Genomic DNA, 19,767 nt, shown 5'->3' on the forward strand with positions numbered 1-19,767 from the left:
GCACCCGACATTTCAGGTGCGTCAGGAAGACCCGACATGAAGAAGCCCCTGTAAGTCATTGACTAACAGGGGCTATTTTGCAGAATCAAAACACGCTTATCAACAGATTAAGCGATGGGCTTGCTACAAACCTATCAATGCACGCGGCCGAGTAGTTCGAAGCTGGCGTCGTCGCTGGCGGTCGAACGCCTGTCGCGTCCCCAGCCGACTGCACGCCGATAGCTGCCCATCAACGTGGCATCGACAGCGAGGTCGAGGCTTCGTGCCGTCTCAGGCGCGACGAACAATGCATCTTCCGGGCAATAGAGTTCGCACATGAAGCAGGTTTGACAATCTTCCTGCCGCGCGATCTTTGGCGCGCCTTCGGGCTCGGCATCGAACACATTGGTGGGACAGGCGCGCACGCAGATGTTGCAGCCGGTGCAGCGGGACGTATCGACGATCTCGATCATGCCGCCACTCCTTCGACCTGTGCCACGTCTCCTTTCACCTTGAGACGTTCGACCCACACCTCGTCGAGGCCGCCGCTCAACAGCCGGTGACGCTGACCAGGATCGGCCGAAGCATATTCGTGCCGCCGATGCATGCCGCGTGTTTCATTGCGCTGCAATGCGCTCCGGTACATCCAGCGCGCAGTGGCGAGCATCGCAGCCGCTTCGCGTGCGCGCACGCTCTGCCGCACATCGCGTGGTGCGCCCGCCTGACGCAAACGCAGCCAGAGCGCGTCGAGACGGTTCAGCGAATCGTCGAGCAGATCACTGCTTCGGGTCCAGTTGCGTTGGGTCGGAAATACCTCCTGCTGCACCGCGCGGATGACAGCCTCGCTATCGACGGGCGACGCGCCCCCGCCATCGCGCAAAGCGGCACGCCCCGCGTGAAGCAGCGTGCGTGTGCCTCGCGTGTGTCGCGACGAACGCGCTTGATCGGCGGCACCCGCGCCCGCCCAGAACCCCGACGACATCGCCCACGCCGCGTTGTGGCTGCCGCCACCCGTGAAGCCGCCACAGATCAGTTCGCGGGTCGCCGCGTCGCCTGCCGCGTACAGGCCTTCCACCGAGGTCGCGCAGGTCTCGTCGACCAGATGCAGACCGCCCGTGCCGCGCACCGTCCCTTCCAGCCGCAGCGTGACGGGAAAGTGCTGCGTGAAGGGATCGATGCCGCGCCGGTCGAACGGCAGAAAGAAATTCGGCTGCGCACGGCGCATCCATGCGCGAATCGCTTCATCGGCGCGGTCGAGGCACGCATAGACCGGCTGCGTCTCCAGCGTCTTCGCGATCACACCACGGCCGTGCGAGGAGCCCGCCCCTTCGATTACCGAGCCTTCACGGTCATAGAATGTGGCCCAGTTGTAAAACAACGATTTCGTGACCGAAGCGAACGCTGGACCGAGACCGTAGGCGTTCGAAAACTCCATGCCCGATAGCGATGCCCCCGCTTCCGCAGCCATCAACTGGCCGTCGCCCGTCAGCACGTTGCAGCCGAGCGCATTGCTCAGGAACGCGCAGCCACCCGTCGCGATGACCACGCTGCCCGTCTTCACGATCCATGTCTCGTCCGATTGCCGGTGCACGCCCGCCGCGCCCGCGACGACGCCCTGCTCGTCGACAAGCAGTTCGAGCGCCGGACTGTGATCGAGAATGCGCACGCCCGCCTGCTTGACGTGCTTGCGCATCAGCCGCATGTACTCCGGTCCTTGCAGCGAACTGCGCCGCTCCATGCCGGTTTCATCGATGGGAAACGGGTAGTCCCATTGCGCGAGTTGCTCGCTGTTGATCCACGTCTGTTCGAGTACGCGGTCCATCCATGCGTGCTCGGCCAGTTCGCCGCCGAGCGCATAGCGGCTCGCCTTGGCGCGCGAGCGCTCGGCTTCATCGGGCGCGACGTGCCAGACACCCGTCCCCGACGGCGCCGTGGCGCCCGATGTGCCGCAAAAGCCCTTGTCCGCGAGGATGACCTTCGCGCCCTTCGCTGCCGCGCTGATGGCCGCCCATGTGCCTGCCGGGCCGCCGCCTATCACCAGCACGTCTGCGTCATGCCATGTCTGCGCGTCGGCTGCCGCCACGCGATCGAGACGCCTGCTTGCCGCTGTTTCGCTCATCCGTATACCCGTGTGATGGAGAACACCATTGGAAAACAGCTCATCAGCCTTCGCCCTTCCACGCCGTCAGACGCCGCTCGGCCACCACCACGGCCTGATTGAACGCCAGTCCCAGCAATGCCAGCGTGACGATGCCTGCGTACATCTTGGGGATTTCGAAGGTGAACTGCGAGTAGTTGACGAGATAACCCAGCCCTGCTTTCGCGCCTACCATTTCCGCTGCGATCAGCACGAGAATCGAATACGCGCCCGCCACGCGGATGCCCGTGAACACGGACGGCACGGAAGCGGGCAGCACGACCTTGACGAACAGTTGCAGTGACCTGAGCCCCATCGAGCGCGCGGAACGGATCAGCAGCGGATCGACATTGCGCACGCCCGTGACGGTATTGAGCAGCACGGGCCAGATGCACGAGTAGATCACCATGGAAACCTTGGACGTCTCGCCCATCCCCAGCACGAGCACGAACACGGGCAGCAACGCGAGCGGCGCGGTGTTGCGAAAGAGTTCCAGCAATGGGTTCAGCACGTCGGCAAGCGTGCGATACCAGCCGATAAACAGTCCCAGTGGCACGCCCACTGCCACGGCGATTGAGAACCCGGCTGCCGCGCGCGCCGCGCTGGCAAGCAGATGTCCACCCAGCTCGCCCGACACGGCCATGTCGAACAATGCGCGCAGCACCGTCGAAAACGGCGGCAGGAACGTCGCGTCGACCCAACCGGCGCGCGGCAACACTTCCCACAGCGCAACGAAAGCGACGATGGCGATACTGCCACGCAACACGCGAGGCACCGCCGTGAATACGTATTCGCGGATGGCACGCCACGCGCTGCCGTGCTTCGACTCGACCGACAACGTGCTCATGATGATTCCTCCTGTCGAGATTGCGCTCAGGCCGCGTGTGCAACCTGCAGATGCGGCCCGCTGCGGCGCTGGCGGATCAGTTGCCAAATCTCGTGACGCAGGCGCACGAATTCGGGCGTCGAGCGCACGTCTTCCGAAAGATCGTCGCGTGGCACGTGCACGGGCAGCGCGTGTGTGATGCGCCCCGGCGCCGCCGCCATGACGAGCACCCGTTGACCGAGATAGATAGCTTCGTCGATAGAATGGGTGATGAACACCACCGTCGTGCCCGTGCGTTGCCAGATGCGCAGCAATTCGTCCTGCAAGGCTTCGCGCGTTTGCGCGTCGAGTGCGGCGAACGGTTCGTCCATCAGCAGCACGTCCGGCTCGTACGACAGCGCGCGGGCAATCGCCACACGCTGTTTCATGCCGCCCGACAACTGATGCGGGTAATGACCGGCGAACGCGCCCAGCCCGACCAGATCGAGAAAGCGCTGCGCCGTTGCGCGGCGCTCGCGCTTATCGACGCCCTTCGCCTCCAGTCCGAACTCGATGTTGCCGAGCGCCGTCTTCCACGGAAACAGCGCGTATTGCTGGAACACGATGCCGCGATCGAGACCGGGTCCGTCAATTTCCCGACCGCCCACCAGGATCTGTCCGCGGTCGGGCTTCGTCAGTCCGCCGATCAGATCGAGCAAGGTTGTCTTGCCGCATCCGCTCGGTCCGACCAGCGCGACGAATTCGCCTGGCGCGACATCGAAGGACACAGCTTCCAGCACCACGAAATGGCCGCGCCGGTTCAGATGAAAACTCTTGCCGACGTTACGCACGCTAATCGACGCACTCATACCGCCCTCCGGTTGACGCACCGATGGCTCACTTGCTCGCCACCGACTGATTGAACGGATTGAATTCGTTCGAATAGACGCCGCCCGGCTTCACCTGTCCCGGTTTCAGCACGCCGTTGTTGACGTACCAGTCGATGTAGGTGGTGAAGTCTTCAGCTGCGATCAGACCGCCCTTGCCGCCCACGCCTGCCGACTTCCAGTAGTTGACGATCGAGGTGTCCTCGTTGCGATGGCGCGCCTCGACGATCTTTTTGAGCCTCGCCACGACCTCGGCGCGCGGCGTATTGCGCGCCCACTCGATAGCCCGTGCCGTGCCGTCGACAAACTTGCGCACCGTGTTCGGGTTCTGCGCGATGAACTTGTCGGTGAACAGGTAGCTCGCATAGCCGAACGAGCCGAGCAACTGATAGTCGGTGGTCAGGAGCCTTGCGCCGCCGTCTGCAAGCAGCTTGTCCTTGATGATGTCTTCGAGGAACACGGCATCGAGTTGCTTCTGCTTGAGCAACTGCGCGAGATTCACGGGCGGTGCGGCGACGAATACGACCTTCTCGATTTCCTCTTTGGACAAGCCCGATTTTTGCAAATACGCCGTCACCAAATACTGCTCGTACGCACCCGGCGTATTCACGCCGATCTTGCGCCCGACCAGATCACGCGCGCCTTTGATGGGGCTGTCCTGCAAGACGAACAGGCCGCCGTTGGTCTCCTTGTCCGTTCCAACGAAGGAGATCACCGCTTTCACAGGCGCATGCGCGGCCACGAGTTTCACGATCGAGCCATTGAATGCGCCGCCGAAGTCGACATCGCCGGTGACAGCCGCCTGAATGTCCTGCGGGCCACTGGTCGTGTTGCCAACCCACTTCAGCCTGATCGGCGCGAGGTAGCCGAGATCTTCGGCCAGCTCCGGATACAGCACCTTGCTGGCCCAGCCCTGATAGCGTAGCTCCAGCTTTTCGGGCGTCTGCGCACGCGCGGGAATGGACGCGACAACTGCGGACACGACAACGGTCATCACGCTTGCAGCGATGAGCGCCGCCAGGCGGCGTCCGGCATCAAAGACACGACGCTTCATTGAACAGGTTCCGTGGTGAAAGTGCGAGCGGACGATTCGGGCGATCTAACGGCTTCAGAACACGCCGTCGTGCTCCAGCGTGATGCGATGTATGCGCCGGCTCGCCGAACCGTAGTCGCGTGCCGCATAGTGCTGCACCTGCCGGTTGTCCCAGATCGCGACATCGCCCTTGCGCCATTCGAAACGCGCCTGCACTTCGGGCGTCTTGATCAGGTCGTACAGATAGTTGAGCAGACTCTGGCTCGCCGTCTTCGAGACGCCGAGCAGATGGCTCGTATGGCCCTCGTTGACGAACACCAGCTTGCGGCCGTTCTCGGGATGGGTCTTGATGACGGGCACTTCGATGGGCGGATACTTCTGCGCCGCATCGCGCACGCGCGCGAGCCCTGCTTCGACGCTGTCTTCCTGGGTGCCCGCGGGCACGTCATAACCACTCAGCAGTTCCGCCAAGGCGCTCTTCTTTGGCGACGCGATGAAGGTGTTCACGGCTGTGAGCTTCTCGAAGTAGCTTGCCAGATCGGGATCCAGCAAGTCGTAGACTGCCACCGACGAGGCCCAGATCGTATCGCCGCCGCCCCCATCGGGAATCTCCTGGGCGTGGAGGACGGTCGCCTTGGGCGGCTGATGCTGCCACGATACATCGACGTGCCAGTTGTCCGTGCCGGCCGAGCGCGTCTTGCCGCTATGGGCGATGACTTCGATCTCGGGAAACCCCGCCACGGCAGGCAGATAGATGTTCTTGCGGATAGGATTGCCGAAGATACGCGCCAGCGCCACATGCTGCGCGGGCGTGAGCCTCTGTTCACGAAAAAAGATCACGCCGTGATCGACCAGCGCCTGACGCAGCGTTTGCCGGTTCGACTCGCTCAACGGTTGTGACAGATCCACGTTGTCGATCACTGCGCCGATCAGCGGCTTGTAGCGGCGCACGTGCAGATCCTGATGCGCGTCAGCCTGGGATTGCGGATGATCCAGTGCAGTGCTCATAACGTTCTCCGTTGTCGGTTGTCGAGTGACTGCCATGAGAACATCAATGATTCTCTGCAGACAACGAACGAATTTGCACACACTGTCCTGTGTCGGCGTGCGTAGCTTCGTCGAAAAGCTCATTTACGATGACGCGCAGGATTTCCTATAGTGGTGAGTTGGCTCGTGAGGGCTCAGCGTGGCTCACGCGCGTTGCAAGAGACGGCGAACCAGCCGGTCGCCCGCAAACTGTACGGCTGTGACGATCGCGATCAGCAAGATGATCACCGTCACCATCACCGTCGTGTCGAAACGTTGGTAGCCGTAACGGATCGCCAGATCGCCGAGGCCGCCCGCGCCGACGGCGCCCGCCATGGCCGATGAGCCGATCATCGCGACCACCGTGATCGTGAAGCCGCCCAGAATGCCCGGCAACGCTTCCGGCAACAGCACATGCCAGATGATGTGACGACGTTGCGCACCCATCGCCTGCGCGGCTTCGATCAGGCCGCGATCCACCTCGCGCAGACTCACTTCCGCAATGCGAGCGAAGAACGGAATCGCCGCGATGGAGAGCGGCACGATGGCGGCCCACACGCCGATCGTCGTGCCGACCAGCAAACGCGTGAGCGGCAATAGCGCAACGAGCAGAATGATGAATGGAGTCGAGCGAAACGCGTTGACCAGCGCGCCAAGGGTCGAGTTCACCGCACGCCGTTCGTAGATGCCACCGCGCGTCGTGGTAACGAGCACGAGGGCAAGCGGAACACCCACGAACAACGCCACGATCGCCGAAATGCCAACCATCAGCACGGTGTCGCGAATCGCGCCCGTCAGTTCCGAGAGCCAGAGTTCAGACATAGCCGAGTACCTCCACGTAATCCGCGTGCCGCCGCGCGCGCTCGATCAATGCGGCAACACGGCTGGCCAGTGCGCCGGGTTCGCGCTCGCTGTTCGACAGTTGTGCGGCCACCACCAGGCGGCCTTGCGCGTGCCCCTGAATCCGGTCGATGCCGCCGTGCACGAGGCGCACGCGGCCGCCATCGAGTGCCAGCGCCGAACTCAGCGCGGCGAGGTCGGGAGCGTGCCCATCGGCCCCCGTGTAGCGGACATCGAGCAGAACATCGGTCGCGCCGTGCGGCAACGCATCGTCGCGCGCGGGTTTGAGACGCGCGGCCAGATCGTCCGGAAGATCGTGCACAAGGGTGCGCAACAGCGCGCGCGTCGCATCGTGCTGGGGCGCACCGAATACACGCCACACAGGCCCGGTTTCGACCACGGCACCCTGCTCGATCACGGCGACGGTATCGCACACTTCGCGTATCACCTCCATCTCGTGCGTGATGAGCACGATCGTGAGACCGAGACGCCGGTTGATGTCGCGCAGCAGTGCGAGGATGGATTGCGTCGTTTCGGGATCGAGCGCCGAGGTCGCTTCGTCGCACAGCAGAATGTCGGGATCATGCACCAGCGCGCGCGCAATGCCGACACGCTGCTTCTGGCCACCCGATAAACTCGCCGGATAGGCATCGCGCTTGGCCGATAGCCCGACCAGTTCGAGCAGCGCCGCCACTTTCTTCTCGATCGCTGCTTTCGGTACGCCCGCGATCCTCAGCGGCAGCGCGATGTTGCCGTGCACCGTCTTCGCGGACAACAGGTTGAAATGCTGGAACACCATGCCGATGCGCCGGCGCAGCGTCACAAGGCCTCGTTCGTCGAGTTCGCCTACGCTGACGCCGTTCACGCGCACCGCGCCCGAGGTCGGCTTTTCGAGTCCGTTGACCAGGCGCAGCAGGGTCGACTTGCCGGCGCCGCTGCGTCCGATAATGCCGAAGATCTCGCCCCGGCGCACATTCAATCGCACGTTCGCGAGCGCCACGGCAGGCTCGCCACGTGCGCCGGTGAAGACCTTGCCTGCATCGTCGAACACGACAGCGGGCGCGGTGTCTTCCGCTGGCGCGCGGCGGACGGCGAGCGCGGCAGCGTCCTCGATGAAATGCGCTGCATCGAGCAGATGGGTCATGTCGTCGATTCCTTGTCAGGCGGCCCGTTCACGCCATCGCATCCATCACCAGGCAACCGCGTACAGGTCGCCGAACGCCTTGTCGAGCGCCGCGCGCACGGCGGGCGAATGCTGGTAAATCGAAATGAACTTGCGGATGCGCGGGTCGTTGACGCTCTCCGGGCGCACCACCCATTGAATCGCAAAGTTCTTGTTTTCGAGGCCGTCGAACAGCAGTGCGCTATTGGGGTCCGTCGTACCCGCGAGCTTGATGAAGCTCGGATAGCCCTGCGCAAGGTCGACGTCGTCGAGCGAGCGCGCCAGTTGCGAGGCTTCGAGCGCAACGATCTTCAGATGCTTCGGGTTATCGATGATATCCAGCGTGGTCGCGCGGTAATCGACGCCCGGCTTCAGCTTGATGAGACCGGCGCGTTGCAGCAGCAAGAGTCCACGTCCGCCGTTGACGGGGTCGTTCGCGATCGCGACAGTCGCGCCGTCTTTCAGGTCTTCAAAGCGTTTGACCTTTTTCGAATACAAACCGATTTTCATGATCGTGCCGGGCGCAATCGCCACGAAGTTATAGCCGCCCTGCTTCTTCGCGTTTTCGAGGAAAGGAATGTGCTGGAAGTAGTTGACGTCGATGTCCTTGTTGGCGAGTGCGGCGTTCGGCGTGTTCCAGTCCGTGAATTCGATGATCTTGACGTCCAGCCCCTGCTGCTTCGCTTCCTGGGCCGCAATTTTCAATGCATCGATCTGCGGGCTGGTCGCCGTGCCGATCTTGAGTGTCTCGGTGTCGGCTGCAAAAGCCGAAGTGGCGGTCACGGCGAACGCCAGCAAGATGACGCGGATGGTCGCCCGGGTTCGCGCGTGGTAAGCGCGCCGGATGGCGGACAGGATCTGGCTCATGCTCGGATTCTCACGATGGGATGGTCGGGGTGGAGAGCGCGCCGACGCAGGCGTGCCGATTCACGCCCGATGGGCTCGCCATGTTCCGGGAGGCTGTCTGCGCCGCTGGGCGCCGCGTGTGGACGGCTACCGCGCTGGCTCAGCGCCGACAGCGGGAAACAGGATGGCTCGCAGGATGCATCATCGCCTCTCTCCAATTGAGGTCGGCTTATGATAGGGGCGCCCGAAAACACGGTCTACGAAGCGATTGGCGAATCGAAATCGTAAAACGCGATATGGAATACTCGCTGAGGCCATCAGCCCGGGAAAACTGGCTGATTATCGCGGAAACCTGCGTCGCGTTGCGGCCGACAGACCGAGGTCGACTGAGCCCGTGTGAAACGTGTGGAACGGCAGGCCGGTCGAGCTCCTGTGAGGCCGCGTCTTCGCAGTTCCGGGCTGGCTCGGGAGGTCATCGAGCGTGAGTCGGGATCGGTCAGCGAGATTTTCCTTTCCGGCAGATCATCCAGAAGCTCCACTGCACGATCCAGGTCGCGTATCAGTTCACGCAACGTCTCGATCTTCTCCCGTAGCCGCTCAGTCTTCGCTTCCACTTCGGCTGGTTGAGTGCGATCGGCGGTCTCCAGTGCGTTTAGATAACGCTGAATGCGTTGCTCAATCAGCGGCTGACGTTGTGCAATCTTGTTGGATGTGAAGTTGTTGCCGCGGCTGTTGTCCTGGCTTTGCCGTGCCGTGCAGTTACACATCCATAGCCTCGGGCTCGGTACTTTGACCTTGCCAAACACCGTTCGCAGCGCGATGGCCCGGGAGTCGTTGTGCGCCAGGATCGAACCACAACGATCACAAGCCGATTGGCCTTTCATCGACCCAACGGTCTGCTCCTTCACCGGTAACAATTGAATCTCAGGCCGATGCCATGGTCTGAGAAGCTGCCGCCTCCGGACCACTGGTTCGGCGCGGTCATCGCGTTCAACTTCGATGGTCAATTGCGGCGCGGTCACGACGCGAAGGGCGGCAGGCCGCTCAAACACGACGTCGAACGGTTCGTCGTCCGGCGCCCAGGAGAGGGCTCGAACCCACGGCCGAAGTTCAACATGACGACGACGTGCCGCGTGACAATCTGCCTGGTTTCTTCCTCCGGGAAAAGGTTTAGAGTCGTTCTTGAGCGGCTTTGAATACCTCGGGAAGCCGCCCGGTGCGTCTTCTCCCTGAAAGACGTGTTTGCCTGGAATTCTCCTTGGAGGGCTGCCGCTGAAAGTTACCGACTCTGACCAATCTCTCTGCAAGCCGCTCGTGGCTTCGGTTAAGGGCCAGCGAGCATCCGAAGACTGTTTTTGAACAGTCCTAGACACGTCTGAGAATGTGTCCTTGTTGAAACGGCGCCGGTACGCAATGTCCGGCGCTTTGTTTTTTCTGACTCGAGCGCACCCTTTACGCCCCGACGTTCGCTCCTCGCTAAGTGGCGCCAGCTGCGCCACCCGGAAAGGTAGCGTTTCGACCGCTCCATTGACTGTTCGATGCTGATCCCACCGCCATCACACGCTGGCCCGCCGTTCGCTGCGTAGGTAGACGTTGCAATCGTCCGCGTACCTCACGAAGCGCAAACCGCGCCGCTCAAGCTCCCGGGCGAGCTCGTCGAGCACCAGATTGGATAACAACGGTGACAGGGGACCGCCTTCGGGCGACCCTTCGTTCGTTGCGCCAACCAGCTCGTTCTCCAGTACGGAGTTTGATGGCCACTCCAAAGGACCGCTGCAGATTTAGACGTAGCCGCAGCGCCGTTATTACGCCGTAAGGATGACTCCGCCGGTCCACTGGCCGCTCAACAGCGGGGGCTTTTTCCGAGAACAAAACCGTTGGCCATGCAAATTGGCCAGAAAGTCACGCGCCGGGCACGATTAAATCTGATGTTCACATTGCCCGGTCGATAATCGCATTGCACGCTTGCATCGCAAGAACGCCGCACCGCATACGCGGACGGATCGTGTGACGCGGATCGACCCTCAAGGTACGGTGGAACAGGGACCACGTGATCGGCAGCTTCCCTGGAGCAAAGCCGACAGTCATCCAAGCTCAATCGGTTGTCCATGCGGCGTGCGGCGCGCTGCGACGTCCCACGCGGTCCGACGCTGCCGGAGCATGTCGTCTGTCACCAGCCCCTTGATCGTGCTGATGCGCTCCAGCGCCGTCAGCCAGTGGCAGTAGTATGTGTTGCCAGAATCTCTGTCACCAGCGGCCTGAGCATCGCAGATTGCCTGGTTCAAACATTTTGCCCATTCTGCCCAGGTGAACACACCGCGCTCATGGAGAGCCAGTGTCACTGCAAACGCCTGCGCTTCCCAAGGCGCATTGAACACGGGCCCTGCGTCGTCGCAAGGTAACGACAGCAACGTAGTTCGCAGTTCGGGCAGGTTCGGACGGGCCTGGGTCATGTCAGGCCTGCACGGCGATTGGGAAGTCAAGGTACGGTTCCCAGCAATCGACGCAGACCGATGCCGCGGTCGTATCCGTGCCCCATAGTTCAGATGCATCGAATCTCACCGTGTAGAGCCATTGTGGTTGCTCGCCGAGCCCGATCGCGTTGGCATCGGGAAAAACGTGCGCGCCGTGCACGGTGACAATGCGCCCTCGTCTGCCGCGACAATAGCGCGGCAGACGAGTATGCGTGGATGGATTCAATAGACGGGTCCGCACCCAGTCGCCAATCTTGAAGCGTGCTCCAGCGGCCACCGGGCGATCGACGGGGTTGCCCCGGCGCAACGAAGCGGCGACCTCACTAGCCATCAATACGCGAGGGACCGGCGCCGCCGCACTCCCGGATTTGCCATTCGCAATTTCCTCCGTCGTCGCCAACCCCGTCTCCAGCAGCAGCTTTTGCAGTCCTTCGAGCCAGATCTCATAGTAGCTGCTGGCGAGGTATCGCACAGGCGGCAAACTCTCCCTGGCGGCGCGAGACATGTCGATGTTCCACTTGCCGACTGCGCCCATCGCCAGCGTGATCGCCAGCACGCGACGCTCCCAGTCCGCGTGAAAGACCAGACTGTCGATTTCCGGATGTATCGGACCGAACGACTGCATACCGCCGAGGTCTTGCGCACCGTTCATGGCGACTCCCGTTGTGCGTGTGGCGTCTTCGGTAAACCCGTGCCGATCATCGAATCACGTGTGACCAGTTCAGCGAGCGCTTCCTCGGAGAAATCGATGGTGCCGGGAGGCTGCATGGGCAAGACCAGATAGCGAACTTCGGAGGTGGAGTCCCAGACGCGAAATTCGGTTTCGGCAGGTAATTCGAAGCCGAACTCCCTTAATACGCCGCGCGGATCGATGACCGCCCGAGATCGGTAAGGCGCGGATTTGTACCAGACGGGCGGAAGCCCGAGGACCGGCCAGGGATAGCACGAGCACAGTGTGCAGACCACCATGTTGTGCACGGCGGGCGTATTCTCCAGCACAACCATGTGTTCGCCCTGCCTGCCGGTGTAGCCGAGTGAAGCGATCGCTGCGGTAGCGTCGTCGAGCAGCCATTGCCTGTATGCCGGGTCGCGCCATGCTTTCGCGATCACGCGCGCGCCATTGTGCGGTCCGACCTTGTGCTCATACGTCTCGATCAGGAGATCCAGGGCACGAGGATCGACGTACCCCTTCTCTACCAGCAGGGATTCCAGCGCTCGCACACGCAAATCCATTTCTGAGAGCGCACTACCGGTGTGGTCTTGAGCGTCGGCATGCGCATGCTCCGGATGGCTGCCTTGAGAATCGTTACTGTTCATCGAAGTTCGCCCGGAAAGTGCCCGACAGAACGAGTATGGTCGCTGCCGGCCGCAAATACAATTCGATGGCTGGAGATTCACTCATTTGGGAAATATGGAGAGTTGCTGCTGCCCGATCCCGGATGGACGGAGGCGACTACGACGACCTTGTTTGAAAGCGTGCACGACGCCTGCTCGATCTCGTCGCGACGCACATCAGCCGATGCCTGAGTCCTCCCTGCGCCGCCGAACGCTTCAGCTCGCGCTGAGCTGCTTTCGCAGGAACGACACGAAAGTTCAGGTAGTCCTTGACGAGCAGCGCGCTACCGAGTGGCTCGGCGGAGGCCAGATCGGGGGCATCGGGAAACCCAGCCATGCTTCGCTCGAGTGCTTCATCCGGATTGGCGCGAAAGCCGTCGAGCTTGTCCTTGGTCGCCATGTAGGCAATCACGGTAACGCCGTTGTCGTTGGGAAAAACGTAGCCGGTCTCCGGACCTCGCAGCCACATTTGCGAGCAGGTTCCCCGCCTCAGTGCCACGCCGCGGTATGCGCGGAACGCACCGAAACGACTATTCTCCGACGAAGCAGGTTTGATCCCGACGAGCGTCGCAAGCGGGGAGCTGCGCCCGTCCGCACCAACAATCAGCGGCGCCGAGACCACGCCTGCGCGACTCCCGCCGAGATCGACACCACTGACAATACCGTCCTGTTTCACCAGCGAACGCACACCGCAGCCGAACAGGGTTGTGACGCCTGGCGTGTCCATCGTCAGTCGGCGCAGGATCGGATCGAGTGTTCGGCGTTGAATGTTGTACCCGAAGGCGGGCTCACCGTTCTCGTCGAGCGGGGCGACGTCGCCGGTCCAGCCGTAGCGGGTCCAGATATCGAGGCCATTGCGCACTCCTCCAGCGTCCTCAATCAGACGGTCAAGACCCAGATGGCGAAGCGTTGGCGTGGCCGAGGCCTGGATGAAATGTGTACATAACTGCTTGAACGCGGTCATGTCTGCACGATGTTCGATCAGCGCGACGCGGAGGTCGTGCAGCGCGAACAACCGCGCGGCGGTACACCCAGCGAGACCCGCGCCTATGACCAGAACATCAAAGCGGCCATTCGTCGGCGAGCCCGATAGTGGCGGCCCGGTGTCGCAGGTTTGGGTGTTGCTCACGTCGTTCTCCCGCTCGAATCCAGTCCCGAGCACGGTACGAACGCTACTCAGTATAGGCGAAGCCCCGTGTACTCGTGGCTTGCATGTCTCGCCAATGCGTCGTCACGAGCGATGCATACGTCGCCCCCAGTCAAAGAAACTCGCACTCGCTATTTCTGCGCCCTATAACGGAGTGAAATAATGGGGTGAAACGCCATGGCAAACTTGCTTCAATCCAACCCGGCGCCCGGCGCACCAGGAAATCCGCTCAATTGGAGCCGCGCAGACAAGGACGCCATCGGCACCGCGTACTCCTTGTCCAGCCAGGTGTGGTACACGACCGCAGGCGGCATCCTCACCGAAATTTACTTTCCAGACGTCGACACTCCGCAGGTGCGTGACTTCCAGCTGATCGTCACCGACGGGTCGACGTTCTTTCACGACGCGAAGGATTTCAAATACCAGTGCACATTTCCGCAGCCGCCTAGCCTGTACTTCCAGCTGACTTCCCACGCTATCGGACAGCCCTACACGGTCGTGCAGGACGTAATCGCTGAACCAGGTGCGTCCTGCCTTTTAGTCCGCACGACTTTGCAGGGGGCCCAGCCTTTCCTCGATAAGCTACACGTCTATGCCCTTCTGGCACCCCATGTCGCGGGTTACGGTGCCGGAAACACTGCATACCGTGTCAGCACCCCGAATGGGGATAGGTTGGTGGCCACGCGCGCAAATTATTGGCTGGCCCTAGGAGCGGACTGCGGCTTCGGGATGACCAGTTGCGGATTCGTGGGTGTCAACGACGGCTGGACCGATATCATCGCCAACAAACGTTTGCCGGTCTGGAATTACGATTCGGCCAAGGGTGGATACGTTGCTTTGACCGCGGAAATCAAACGCGCACCCGGGCAAAATGAATTTGTACTGGCTCTGGGCTTCTGCATCGATGAAGCAACCCCGATAACGCAGACCTCCCCCAACAACGCGCTGACCGCCATCTCCGAGGCGCTAGCGTATCCGTTTGACGGACCCGCTGGCACTTACAGCCATCTGCAGGCATTTAACCAAGGCTGGAATGCAGCAGTTCCCGCGCCATTCGTGCCGAAGCCAGGGACCACCGGCGACGGTGATTCGCTTTTTAATAGAAGTCGGAACATCCTGCTCTCACATGAAGACAAGTCGGCTGACGGTGCGCTAGTGGCCTCGTTAAGCATTCCCTGGGGGCAGACGATCACGGACCTGGCTTGCGGCTATCACATGGTTTGGCCGCGCGATATGTGCCAGAGCGCAATCGCGCTGCTTGCCGCGGGCGAAGAAGATGCGCCGTTGCGAGGGCTGATGTTTCTGGCATCTTCGCAGTCGGCGGATGGCAGTTTCCACCAGAAGTTCTTCATCGACGGAGAGCCGTGGCCAGGGGACTTCTCGCAGCTTGATGAATATTCGTTTCCTATCATCCTCGCCTATCACCTGAGTGAGGCCGGTTTGCTCAATCAGTTCGATCCGACGGGGATGGTGCGGGCTGCCGTCCGGGCGCTGATCATACATGGCCCGATGACCCAGCAGGAGCGATGGGAAGAACTGGAAGGTTATTCTCCATCGACTCTCGCATCGAACATAGCGGCGCTGGTTTGCGCCGCCGATAAATGGGCGGACCCGGCTACGGCTCGATTTCTGCTCGAATACGCTGACTTCCTCGAGGCGCATCTCGAGGCATGGTGCGTCACCACACAAGGGACACTACTGCCCGGCGTTTCGCAACACTACGTCCGCATTTTGCCGACGCACGTCAAGGGCGGCGCAAGCGACTTTGATCTCCCGGAAGATCCCAACGTTGTCCAGGTGACCCTGTGGAATCAGACGTACAACGCACGAGACGTGGTGGACGCGGGCTTTCTGGAACTGGTGCGATATGGCGTGCGCGGCGCCGACGATCCTATCATCGTCAATTCCGTCAAGGTTATCGATGCGATCATCAGGAAAGGCCTGCCGCAGGGGCCTGGTTTCTACCGGTATAACCACGACGGTTATGGTCAGGGGGATCTTGGTCAGGACTGGTACGTTGGCTGCTCCTTCGGAGTCGGCCGCCCCTGGCCGTTGCTGACCGGCGAACGCGGGCATTACGAACTGGCAGCTGGCAACGACCCCAAACCCTACATTCAGTATCTTGAGGCGTTCGCTGGCTCGCGCGGTTTACTTCCGGAGCAGGTGTGGGACCTGTCCGATCTGCCGAACACGCCGTTGGTCACCGGAGGCGCAACCGGCTCTGCCGTGCCCCTGGCATGGGCGCACGCCGAATATATCAAGCTTGTCCGATCCGTTTCGGATAATCGTGTCTTCGACCGGCTCGATGTAGTCGCTAACCGCTACCAGCCGGCGGCGGGCGGGGCTCCACGCGCTAAGAGCACGCTCGAGGTCTGGAACTTCGATCGCCGGTTGCCCTCCATGGCGGCGGGAAAGACGGTTCGAATTCCTCTGGACGCGCCTTTCCGTTTGCGCTGGTCGATCGATAACTGGAACACATGGCAGGACACGACGGCCGCCGCCACCGCGCTCGCCATTTACTACGTGGACCTGCCCACGCAAGCAGCCCAGGCGGGGTCATCTCTTACATTCACCTTCTTCTGGACTGCAAGCCAAACATGGCAGGGCGCCAACTTCTCCATCGCCCTCCACCTCTGAGCGAACACGTATCACTCAGCGAACAGCTGCCGGGACCGGCGCAACGCAATTTGAAACGGCAGGACAAGCCGTGAACGCTCACGCAAGTGAAGTTTGGTCTATCCCACATCGATGCTGACCAGCGTCACGCTTTCCATAATGATTCCTGCTCCAGATGTGAAGATCCCTACAGCCATGCTGTCCTGTCCACTGCATTCATGTGCCTGCTCCACTTAGGGTGCCCGCGTCATCGTGAGGTGTTCTGCGGCGTGCCGCCGGATACGATGAGCAGCTGGTCGACCAGTTCGAGCTTTAACGGCTTCTCGGTGTCGAGCTTCTGTTTCCCGATTACGTATTTCCAGCTGTCGCACTTCCAGCCAGCGCTGCTCGCACGCTTTCAGACGCTGGTCTACCGGCCCCTCGACGCGTCGGCGCTCGCCGCGATCGTGCGCCTGAAACTCGCGAAGGTCGCACAGCGTCTGAAGCGGCAGCACGATGTCGAATTGACCTGCGACGAAACGCTGGTCGGCTCGCTGGCCGAACTCTGCCTCGCACGCGAATCCGGTGCCCGCAACGTGGATGCATTCCTGAACCAGCGCGTTCTGCCCGCGGTGTCGCGTGAACTGCTCGCCCGAATGGCCAGGGGTGAGGCGCCGGCGACGATCGCGCTGTCCAGTACAACCGAAGGCAACCTGATGATCGACTTCGTGGATCGCGTCGATAATGACCGCGATGCGTCGGTCGTCTATCACGGCCACACGCCGGCGACACTCGCCGATACGGCAATCTGAGGTTCAACGCGATGCCAACTGGCCCTTCCCTGTACGACATGCTGCTTGGCCACATCGACGGCGAACCGCTCGACGGGCACGACGACAGGACGCTGGAAATCCTGAGCGTTCTGGCGAACATCCGGCGCATCCTCAACACCCGTTGCGGGGCGGTCAAGCACGTTCCCGACTACGGGTTGCCCGATCTCACGGATGTCTACCGGAACCTGCCCGCTTCGGTGCACGATCTGCGCAACCAGATGGAGACCACGCTGCGCAAGTTCGAGCCGCGGCTGCGTTCGGTCGAGATCGAAATCGATGACAAGCCGGACCCGGGACTGCTCGTGAGCTTTACGATGGTCTGCCGCCTGAAAAAGGCGGGACTGGTGCGATTCGGTACATACTTCGATCCTCCTGGACGCATGCGCGTCGAGCGGCTGGTCAATCCGGACCGCGACCGGTAGGTTCCGGCCGTTGTTCTCAAGGGCGGTTGCATATCGTGAGCGATGGTACGTACCCCCATCTGCTTGCGCTCGCCGCGACCGATCTGCGCGATCCGTGGTATATGCCGATGCCGCCTGTCGGGCGCGACGTACCGTTGCATGCCGCGCTTTGCCTGCGCCCGGGCGGCATGCAGATCGCGAAGGGCGCGATGTTCGGCCTTGCCGCCATTCATTCCGTCGCTTCCACATCCCGCTCCCGATACACATGCGGCTCGTACAGCGACGCGTCGAAGTCCGCCGGCACATCGGCGCTCATGCGCGCCTCGTGCGCATCGAGATCTTCGAGAAACAGATCCTGACTGATGCGCCGAACCACCGCCGGGATATCGCGTTTCATGCATGGCACGTCGCCCACCGGCACGCCGCGGCTCACGAATCCCGCCGGATTGAACACATGGATGTTTTTCAGAAACGGCGCGGCGCCCGGCTGCTTTTCCAGATATTCGAGGGCATCGCCGAGATAGGGATGCGCGCCAAGCGCATCGTCGCGCTCCTCGGGCGCGGGTTGATATCGATCGCGCCAGAGCAGCACATGATCGGCGATGCGCGCGAGTTCGGGCCGCGCATGCAGATCGACCGCGTAGCCCGTCCCCGCGATCACGAAATCGAATTCGAAGTCGCCATCGGCTGCGCGAGCTTGCACGCGCTGATCCACGACAGCGGCTTCATGCCACGGCGCACCCAGATGCAGATGAAAATTTGCGAAGCGCGTCACGCGCTGCACGGCGTCGGCGGGCGCAGTCGAGCCGGCGCGCCGAAAGCGCAGCGCCTGGCGCCAGCGCAGCGCATCGGGCAGCGCGGGAAAGTTGTCGTAGGCGCCCGGATAGGCTCGCGCCCGACTCACCGGCACCGCGGGCAAGCGGGCACGCCGCACGAACAGATGCACGTCGCGCGCGCCGGCTTCGAGCGCAGTGGCCGCGGCGTCGAACGCCGAAGCCGCACCGCCGATCACCGCGACGGATTTGCCGGCTAGCGCGGCAAAGTCGATGGCATCCGACGTATGCGCGAGATGGCTCGGCGGCAGCCCCGCGAGCGGCGGCAAGATATTGGGCCTGCCGTTGCCCACGACGCCGTTGCCGAGAATGATCTTGCGCGCGGTTTCCACGCGCGTTTCGAGGCCGCGCTCGCTGCGAACCGTCAGATGCAGGCGGAAATGCGCATCCGTGGGTTCGATCAACGTGAGTGTCGTGCCATAGCGCACCGCTATACCGAGAAACTGCCGATACCACGCGAGATACTCGGCCCATTGGCCGCGCCCGATGCGCTCGATGTCCGCATACGACGCCTCGCCGTGGCGCGCCTCGTGCCAGGCCTGGAAGCTCAGCGCGGGCAGTCCCGCTTCCGGACCGGGAAGGGTCTTCGGCGTGCGCAGACGGTTCATTCGCGCGTACGTGGTCCACACGCCCGCGCGCGTTGCATCGGGCGCGGCGTCGATCACATCAACTCTGCCGATGCCCGCGCGCCGCAACGCGAACGCGAAAGCCGCGCCCGTCTGACCGCCACCGACGATCAATACATTGTGGTCGATGCCCGGCCGCGCGACGACCCAGTCTTCCGGGTCGGGGCCGATGAGACGCAACGTCTCGCGCGCGTGCTGGTCGTGCAGTTGGGATGATGGGCTCATGAACTGGGCATCCGGTGGAGTGGGTCGAGCGTTCGAGTATCGGCTGCAATACGCTCGTCGCAAACGAATGAATCGTGCTTTCCAATTTCATTGCGGCGCGCTTGGGGCGCGCGCCCGCAGCAATGCCCGCTCGAACGCGATTAGCGCATTTCTCCCATCGCGCTATCGATGTGCAAAACGCTTATTTGGGTCGGCCGTCGCTGCTTTTTATACTCGGCTTCCGGTAGCACTCCCAACCGCGGAGTGCCAGGTCAAAAAACGTTGGAGGAAAAAGCAAATGAGTTTGCGTCCCTTGCACGATCGCGTGATCGTCAAACGGCTGGACCAGGAAACGCGCACCGCGTCGGGCATCGTGATTCCCGAGAGCGCCGCTGAAAAGCCGGATCAGGGTGAGATTTTGGCCGTTGGCCCCGGCCGGCGTGACGCCGACGGCAAGCGCGTCGAGCCCGACGTCAGGGTCGGCGAACGCGTGCTGTTCGGCAAATACGCCGGGCAGGCCGTCAAGGTGGATGGCGACGAGCTCCTCGTTCTGCGCGAGGAAGACATCGTCGCGGTCGTGAACCGCTGAACCTGAACGCTCAAG

General features: G+C 62.2%; 18 protein-coding genes and 2 pseudogenes. 4 read left to right on the forward strand and 16 right to left on the reverse strand.

Annotated features, from left to right (window positions below):
• Positions 1–134: 134 nt before the first annotated feature.
• From LJ655_RS10120 to LJ655_RS10190, 15 genes and pseudogenes are all read right to left on the reverse strand, one after another.
• Complete coding sequence (locus LJ655_RS10120) at positions 135–452, reverse strand: 4Fe-4S dicluster domain-containing protein (RefSeq protein WP_230561110.1); 318 nt, start codon at positions 450–452, stop codon at positions 135–137.
• Positions 449–2,098 carry an FAD-dependent oxidoreductase gene (locus tag LJ655_RS10125; RefSeq protein ID WP_230561111.1) on the reverse strand — a complete coding sequence of 550 codons (1,650 nt, stop codon included), beginning with the start codon at positions 2,096–2,098 and terminating at the stop codon, positions 449–451. The genes LJ655_RS10120 and LJ655_RS10125 overlap by 4 nt, the downstream gene beginning before the upstream one ends.
• A 43-nt stretch (positions 2,099–2,141) precedes the next feature.
• Entirely contained in the window at positions 2,142–2,963 is an 822-nt protein-coding gene (locus LJ655_RS10130; protein WP_230561112.1) for an ABC transporter permease, read from the reverse strand.
• 26 nt (positions 2,964–2,989) lie between these two features.
• A complete protein-coding gene (locus LJ655_RS10135; RefSeq protein ID WP_230561113.1) occupies positions 2,990–3,790 on the reverse strand; it encodes an ABC transporter ATP-binding protein in 801 nt (266 codons plus the stop codon).
• A gap of 28 nt (positions 3,791–3,818) precedes the next feature.
• Complete coding sequence (locus tag LJ655_RS10140; RefSeq protein WP_230561114.1) at positions 3,819–4,862, reverse strand: ABC transporter substrate-binding protein; 1,044 nt, start codon at positions 4,860–4,862, stop codon at positions 3,819–3,821.
• Between the two features lie 54 nt (positions 4,863–4,916).
• Complete coding sequence (locus LJ655_RS10145) at positions 4,917–5,849, reverse strand: TauD/TfdA dioxygenase family protein (protein ID WP_230561115.1); 933 nt, start codon at positions 5,847–5,849, stop codon at positions 4,917–4,919.
• A 183-nt stretch (positions 5,850–6,032) separates the two neighbouring features.
• Entirely contained in the window at positions 6,033–6,689 is a 657-nt protein-coding gene (locus LJ655_RS10150) for a methionine ABC transporter permease (protein ID WP_230561116.1), read from the reverse strand.
• Positions 6,682–7,851 (reverse strand): methionine ABC transporter ATP-binding protein, encoded by a 1,170-nt coding sequence (locus tag LJ655_RS10155; protein ID WP_230561117.1) that lies wholly within the window; start codon positions 7,849–7,851, stop codon positions 6,682–6,684. The genes LJ655_RS10150 and LJ655_RS10155 overlap by 8 nt, the downstream gene beginning before the upstream one ends.
• A gap of 45 nt (positions 7,852–7,896) precedes the next feature.
• Positions 7,897–8,736, reverse strand: coding sequence for a MetQ/NlpA family ABC transporter substrate-binding protein (locus LJ655_RS10160; protein WP_230561118.1), 840 nt, complete (start codon positions 8,734–8,736; stop codon positions 7,897–7,899).
• 440 nt (positions 8,737–9,176) lie between these two features.
• Positions 9,177–9,449 (reverse strand): annotated as a pseudogene (locus LJ655_RS30340) (IS5/IS1182 family transposase); the annotation flags it as partial.
• A gap of 822 nt (positions 9,450–10,271) precedes the next feature.
• The gene (locus LJ655_RS10170) at positions 10,272–10,379 is read right to left on the reverse strand and encodes a hypothetical protein (protein ID WP_230561516.1); all 108 of its coding nucleotides are present in this window, start codon (positions 10,377–10,379) and stop codon (positions 10,272–10,274) included.
• 420 nt (positions 10,380–10,799) lie between these two features.
• Positions 10,800–11,168, reverse strand: a complete 369-nt coding sequence (locus tag LJ655_RS10175) for a nitrile hydratase accessory protein (protein ID WP_230561120.1) — start codon at positions 11,166–11,168, stop codon at positions 10,800–10,802.
• 1 nt (position 11,169) lies between these two features.
• Positions 11,170–11,841 carry a nitrile hydratase subunit beta gene (gene nthB / locus LJ655_RS10180; protein WP_230561121.1) on the reverse strand — a complete coding sequence of 224 codons (672 nt, stop codon included), beginning with the start codon at positions 11,839–11,841 and terminating at the stop codon, positions 11,170–11,172.
• Complete coding sequence (gene nthA, locus LJ655_RS10185; RefSeq protein WP_230561122.1) at positions 11,838–12,506, reverse strand: nitrile hydratase subunit alpha; 669 nt, start codon at positions 12,504–12,506, stop codon at positions 11,838–11,840. Before nthA ends, nthB begins: the two co-directional genes overlap by 4 nt.
• A 136-nt stretch (positions 12,507–12,642) precedes the next feature.
• On the reverse strand, positions 12,643–13,653 hold the full coding sequence (locus LJ655_RS10190; protein WP_230561123.1) for an NAD(P)/FAD-dependent oxidoreductase: 1,011 nt from the start codon (positions 13,651–13,653) through the stop codon (positions 12,643–12,645).
• Between the two features lie 195 nt (positions 13,654–13,848).
• On the opposite strand from LJ655_RS10190, the gene LJ655_RS10195 reads away from it, so the two are divergent.
• The 3 genes and pseudogenes from LJ655_RS10195 (at position 13,849) to tssE (ending at position 17,521) form a co-directional block, all read left to right on the forward strand.
• Positions 13,849–16,308 carry a glycoside hydrolase family 15 protein gene (locus LJ655_RS10195; protein ID WP_230561124.1) on the forward strand — a complete coding sequence of 820 codons (2,460 nt, stop codon included), beginning with the start codon at positions 13,849–13,851 and terminating at the stop codon, positions 16,306–16,308.
• Positions 16,309–16,649: 341 nt separating this feature from the next.
• Positions 16,650–17,078 (forward strand): annotated as a pseudogene (locus tag LJ655_RS10205) (type VI secretion system ATPase TssH); the annotation flags it as partial.
• Positions 17,079–17,089: 11 nt separating this feature from the next.
• Positions 17,090–17,521 carry a type VI secretion system baseplate subunit TssE gene (tssE, locus tag LJ655_RS10210; RefSeq protein ID WP_230561125.1) on the forward strand — a complete coding sequence of 144 codons (432 nt, stop codon included), beginning with the start codon at positions 17,090–17,092 and terminating at the stop codon, positions 17,519–17,521.
• 208 nt (positions 17,522–17,729) lie between these two features.
• On the opposite strand, the gene LJ655_RS10215 is transcribed toward tssE, so the two are convergent.
• Positions 17,730–19,184 (reverse strand): NAD(P)-binding domain-containing protein, encoded by a 1,455-nt coding sequence (locus LJ655_RS10215; RefSeq protein ID WP_230561126.1) that lies wholly within the window; start codon positions 19,182–19,184, stop codon positions 17,730–17,732.
• A gap of 277 nt (positions 19,185–19,461) precedes the next feature.
• Here LJ655_RS10215 and LJ655_RS10220 point away from each other — a divergent pair, with 277 nt between their 5' ends.
• Positions 19,462–19,752: a co-chaperone GroES gene (locus tag LJ655_RS10220; protein ID WP_230561127.1), complete on the forward strand. Its 291-nt coding sequence runs from the start codon at positions 19,462–19,464 to the stop codon at positions 19,750–19,752.
• Positions 19,753–19,767 lie beyond the last annotated feature (15 nt).

Source organism: Paraburkholderia translucens (assembly GCF_020881035.1).
GTDB classification, from domain to species: Bacteria; Pseudomonadota; Gammaproteobacteria; order Burkholderiales; family Burkholderiaceae; genus Paraburkholderia; species Paraburkholderia translucens.

Coding starts and splice junctions, on each gene's coding strand:
- LJ655_RS10120 (WP_230561110.1), bottom strand. CDS start 452: ATGATCGAGATCGTCGATACGTCCCGCTGCACCGGCTGCAACATCTGC.
- LJ655_RS10125 (WP_230561111.1), bottom strand. CDS start 2,098: ATGAGCGAAACAGCGGCAAGCAGGCGTCTCGATCGCGTGGCGGCAGCC.
- LJ655_RS10130 (WP_230561112.1), bottom strand. CDS start 2,963: ATGAGCACGTTGTCGGTCGAGTCGAAGCACGGCAGCGCGTGGCGTGCC.
- LJ655_RS10135 (WP_230561113.1), bottom strand. CDS start 3,790: ATGAGTGCGTCGATTAGCGTGCGTAACGTCGGCAAGAGTTTTCATCTG.
- LJ655_RS10140 (WP_230561114.1), bottom strand. CDS start 4,862: ATGAAGCGTCGTGTCTTTGATGCCGGACGCCGCCTGGCGGCGCTCATC.
- LJ655_RS10145 (WP_230561115.1), bottom strand. CDS start 5,849: ATGAGCACTGCACTGGATCATCCGCAATCCCAGGCTGACGCGCATCAG.
- LJ655_RS10150 (WP_230561116.1), bottom strand. CDS start 6,689: ATGTCTGAACTCTGGCTCTCGGAACTGACGGGCGCGATTCGCGACACC.
- LJ655_RS10155 (WP_230561117.1), bottom strand. CDS start 7,851: ATGACCCATCTGCTCGATGCAGCGCATTTCATCGAGGACGCTGCCGCG.
- LJ655_RS10160 (WP_230561118.1), bottom strand. CDS start 8,736: ATGAGCCAGATCCTGTCCGCCATCCGGCGCGCTTACCACGCGCGAACC.
- LJ655_RS10175 (WP_230561120.1), bottom strand. CDS start 11,168: ATGACCCAGGCCCGTCCGAACCTGCCCGAACTGCGAACTACGTTGCTG.
- nthB (WP_230561121.1), bottom strand. CDS start 11,841: ATGAACGGTGCGCAAGACCTCGGCGGTATGCAGTCGTTCGGTCCGATA.
- nthA (WP_230561122.1), bottom strand. CDS start 12,506: ATGAACAGTAACGATTCTCAAGGCAGCCATCCGGAGCATGCGCATGCC.
- LJ655_RS10195 (WP_230561124.1), top strand. CDS start 13,849: ATGGCAAACTTGCTTCAATCCAACCCGGCGCCCGGCGCACCAGGAAAT.
- tssE (WP_230561125.1), top strand. CDS start 17,090: ATGCCAACTGGCCCTTCCCTGTACGACATGCTGCTTGGCCACATCGAC.
- LJ655_RS10215 (WP_230561126.1), bottom strand. CDS start 19,184: ATGAGCCCATCATCCCAACTGCACGACCAGCACGCGCGCGAGACGTTG.
- LJ655_RS10220 (WP_230561127.1), top strand. CDS start 19,462: ATGAGTTTGCGTCCCTTGCACGATCGCGTGATCGTCAAACGGCTGGAC.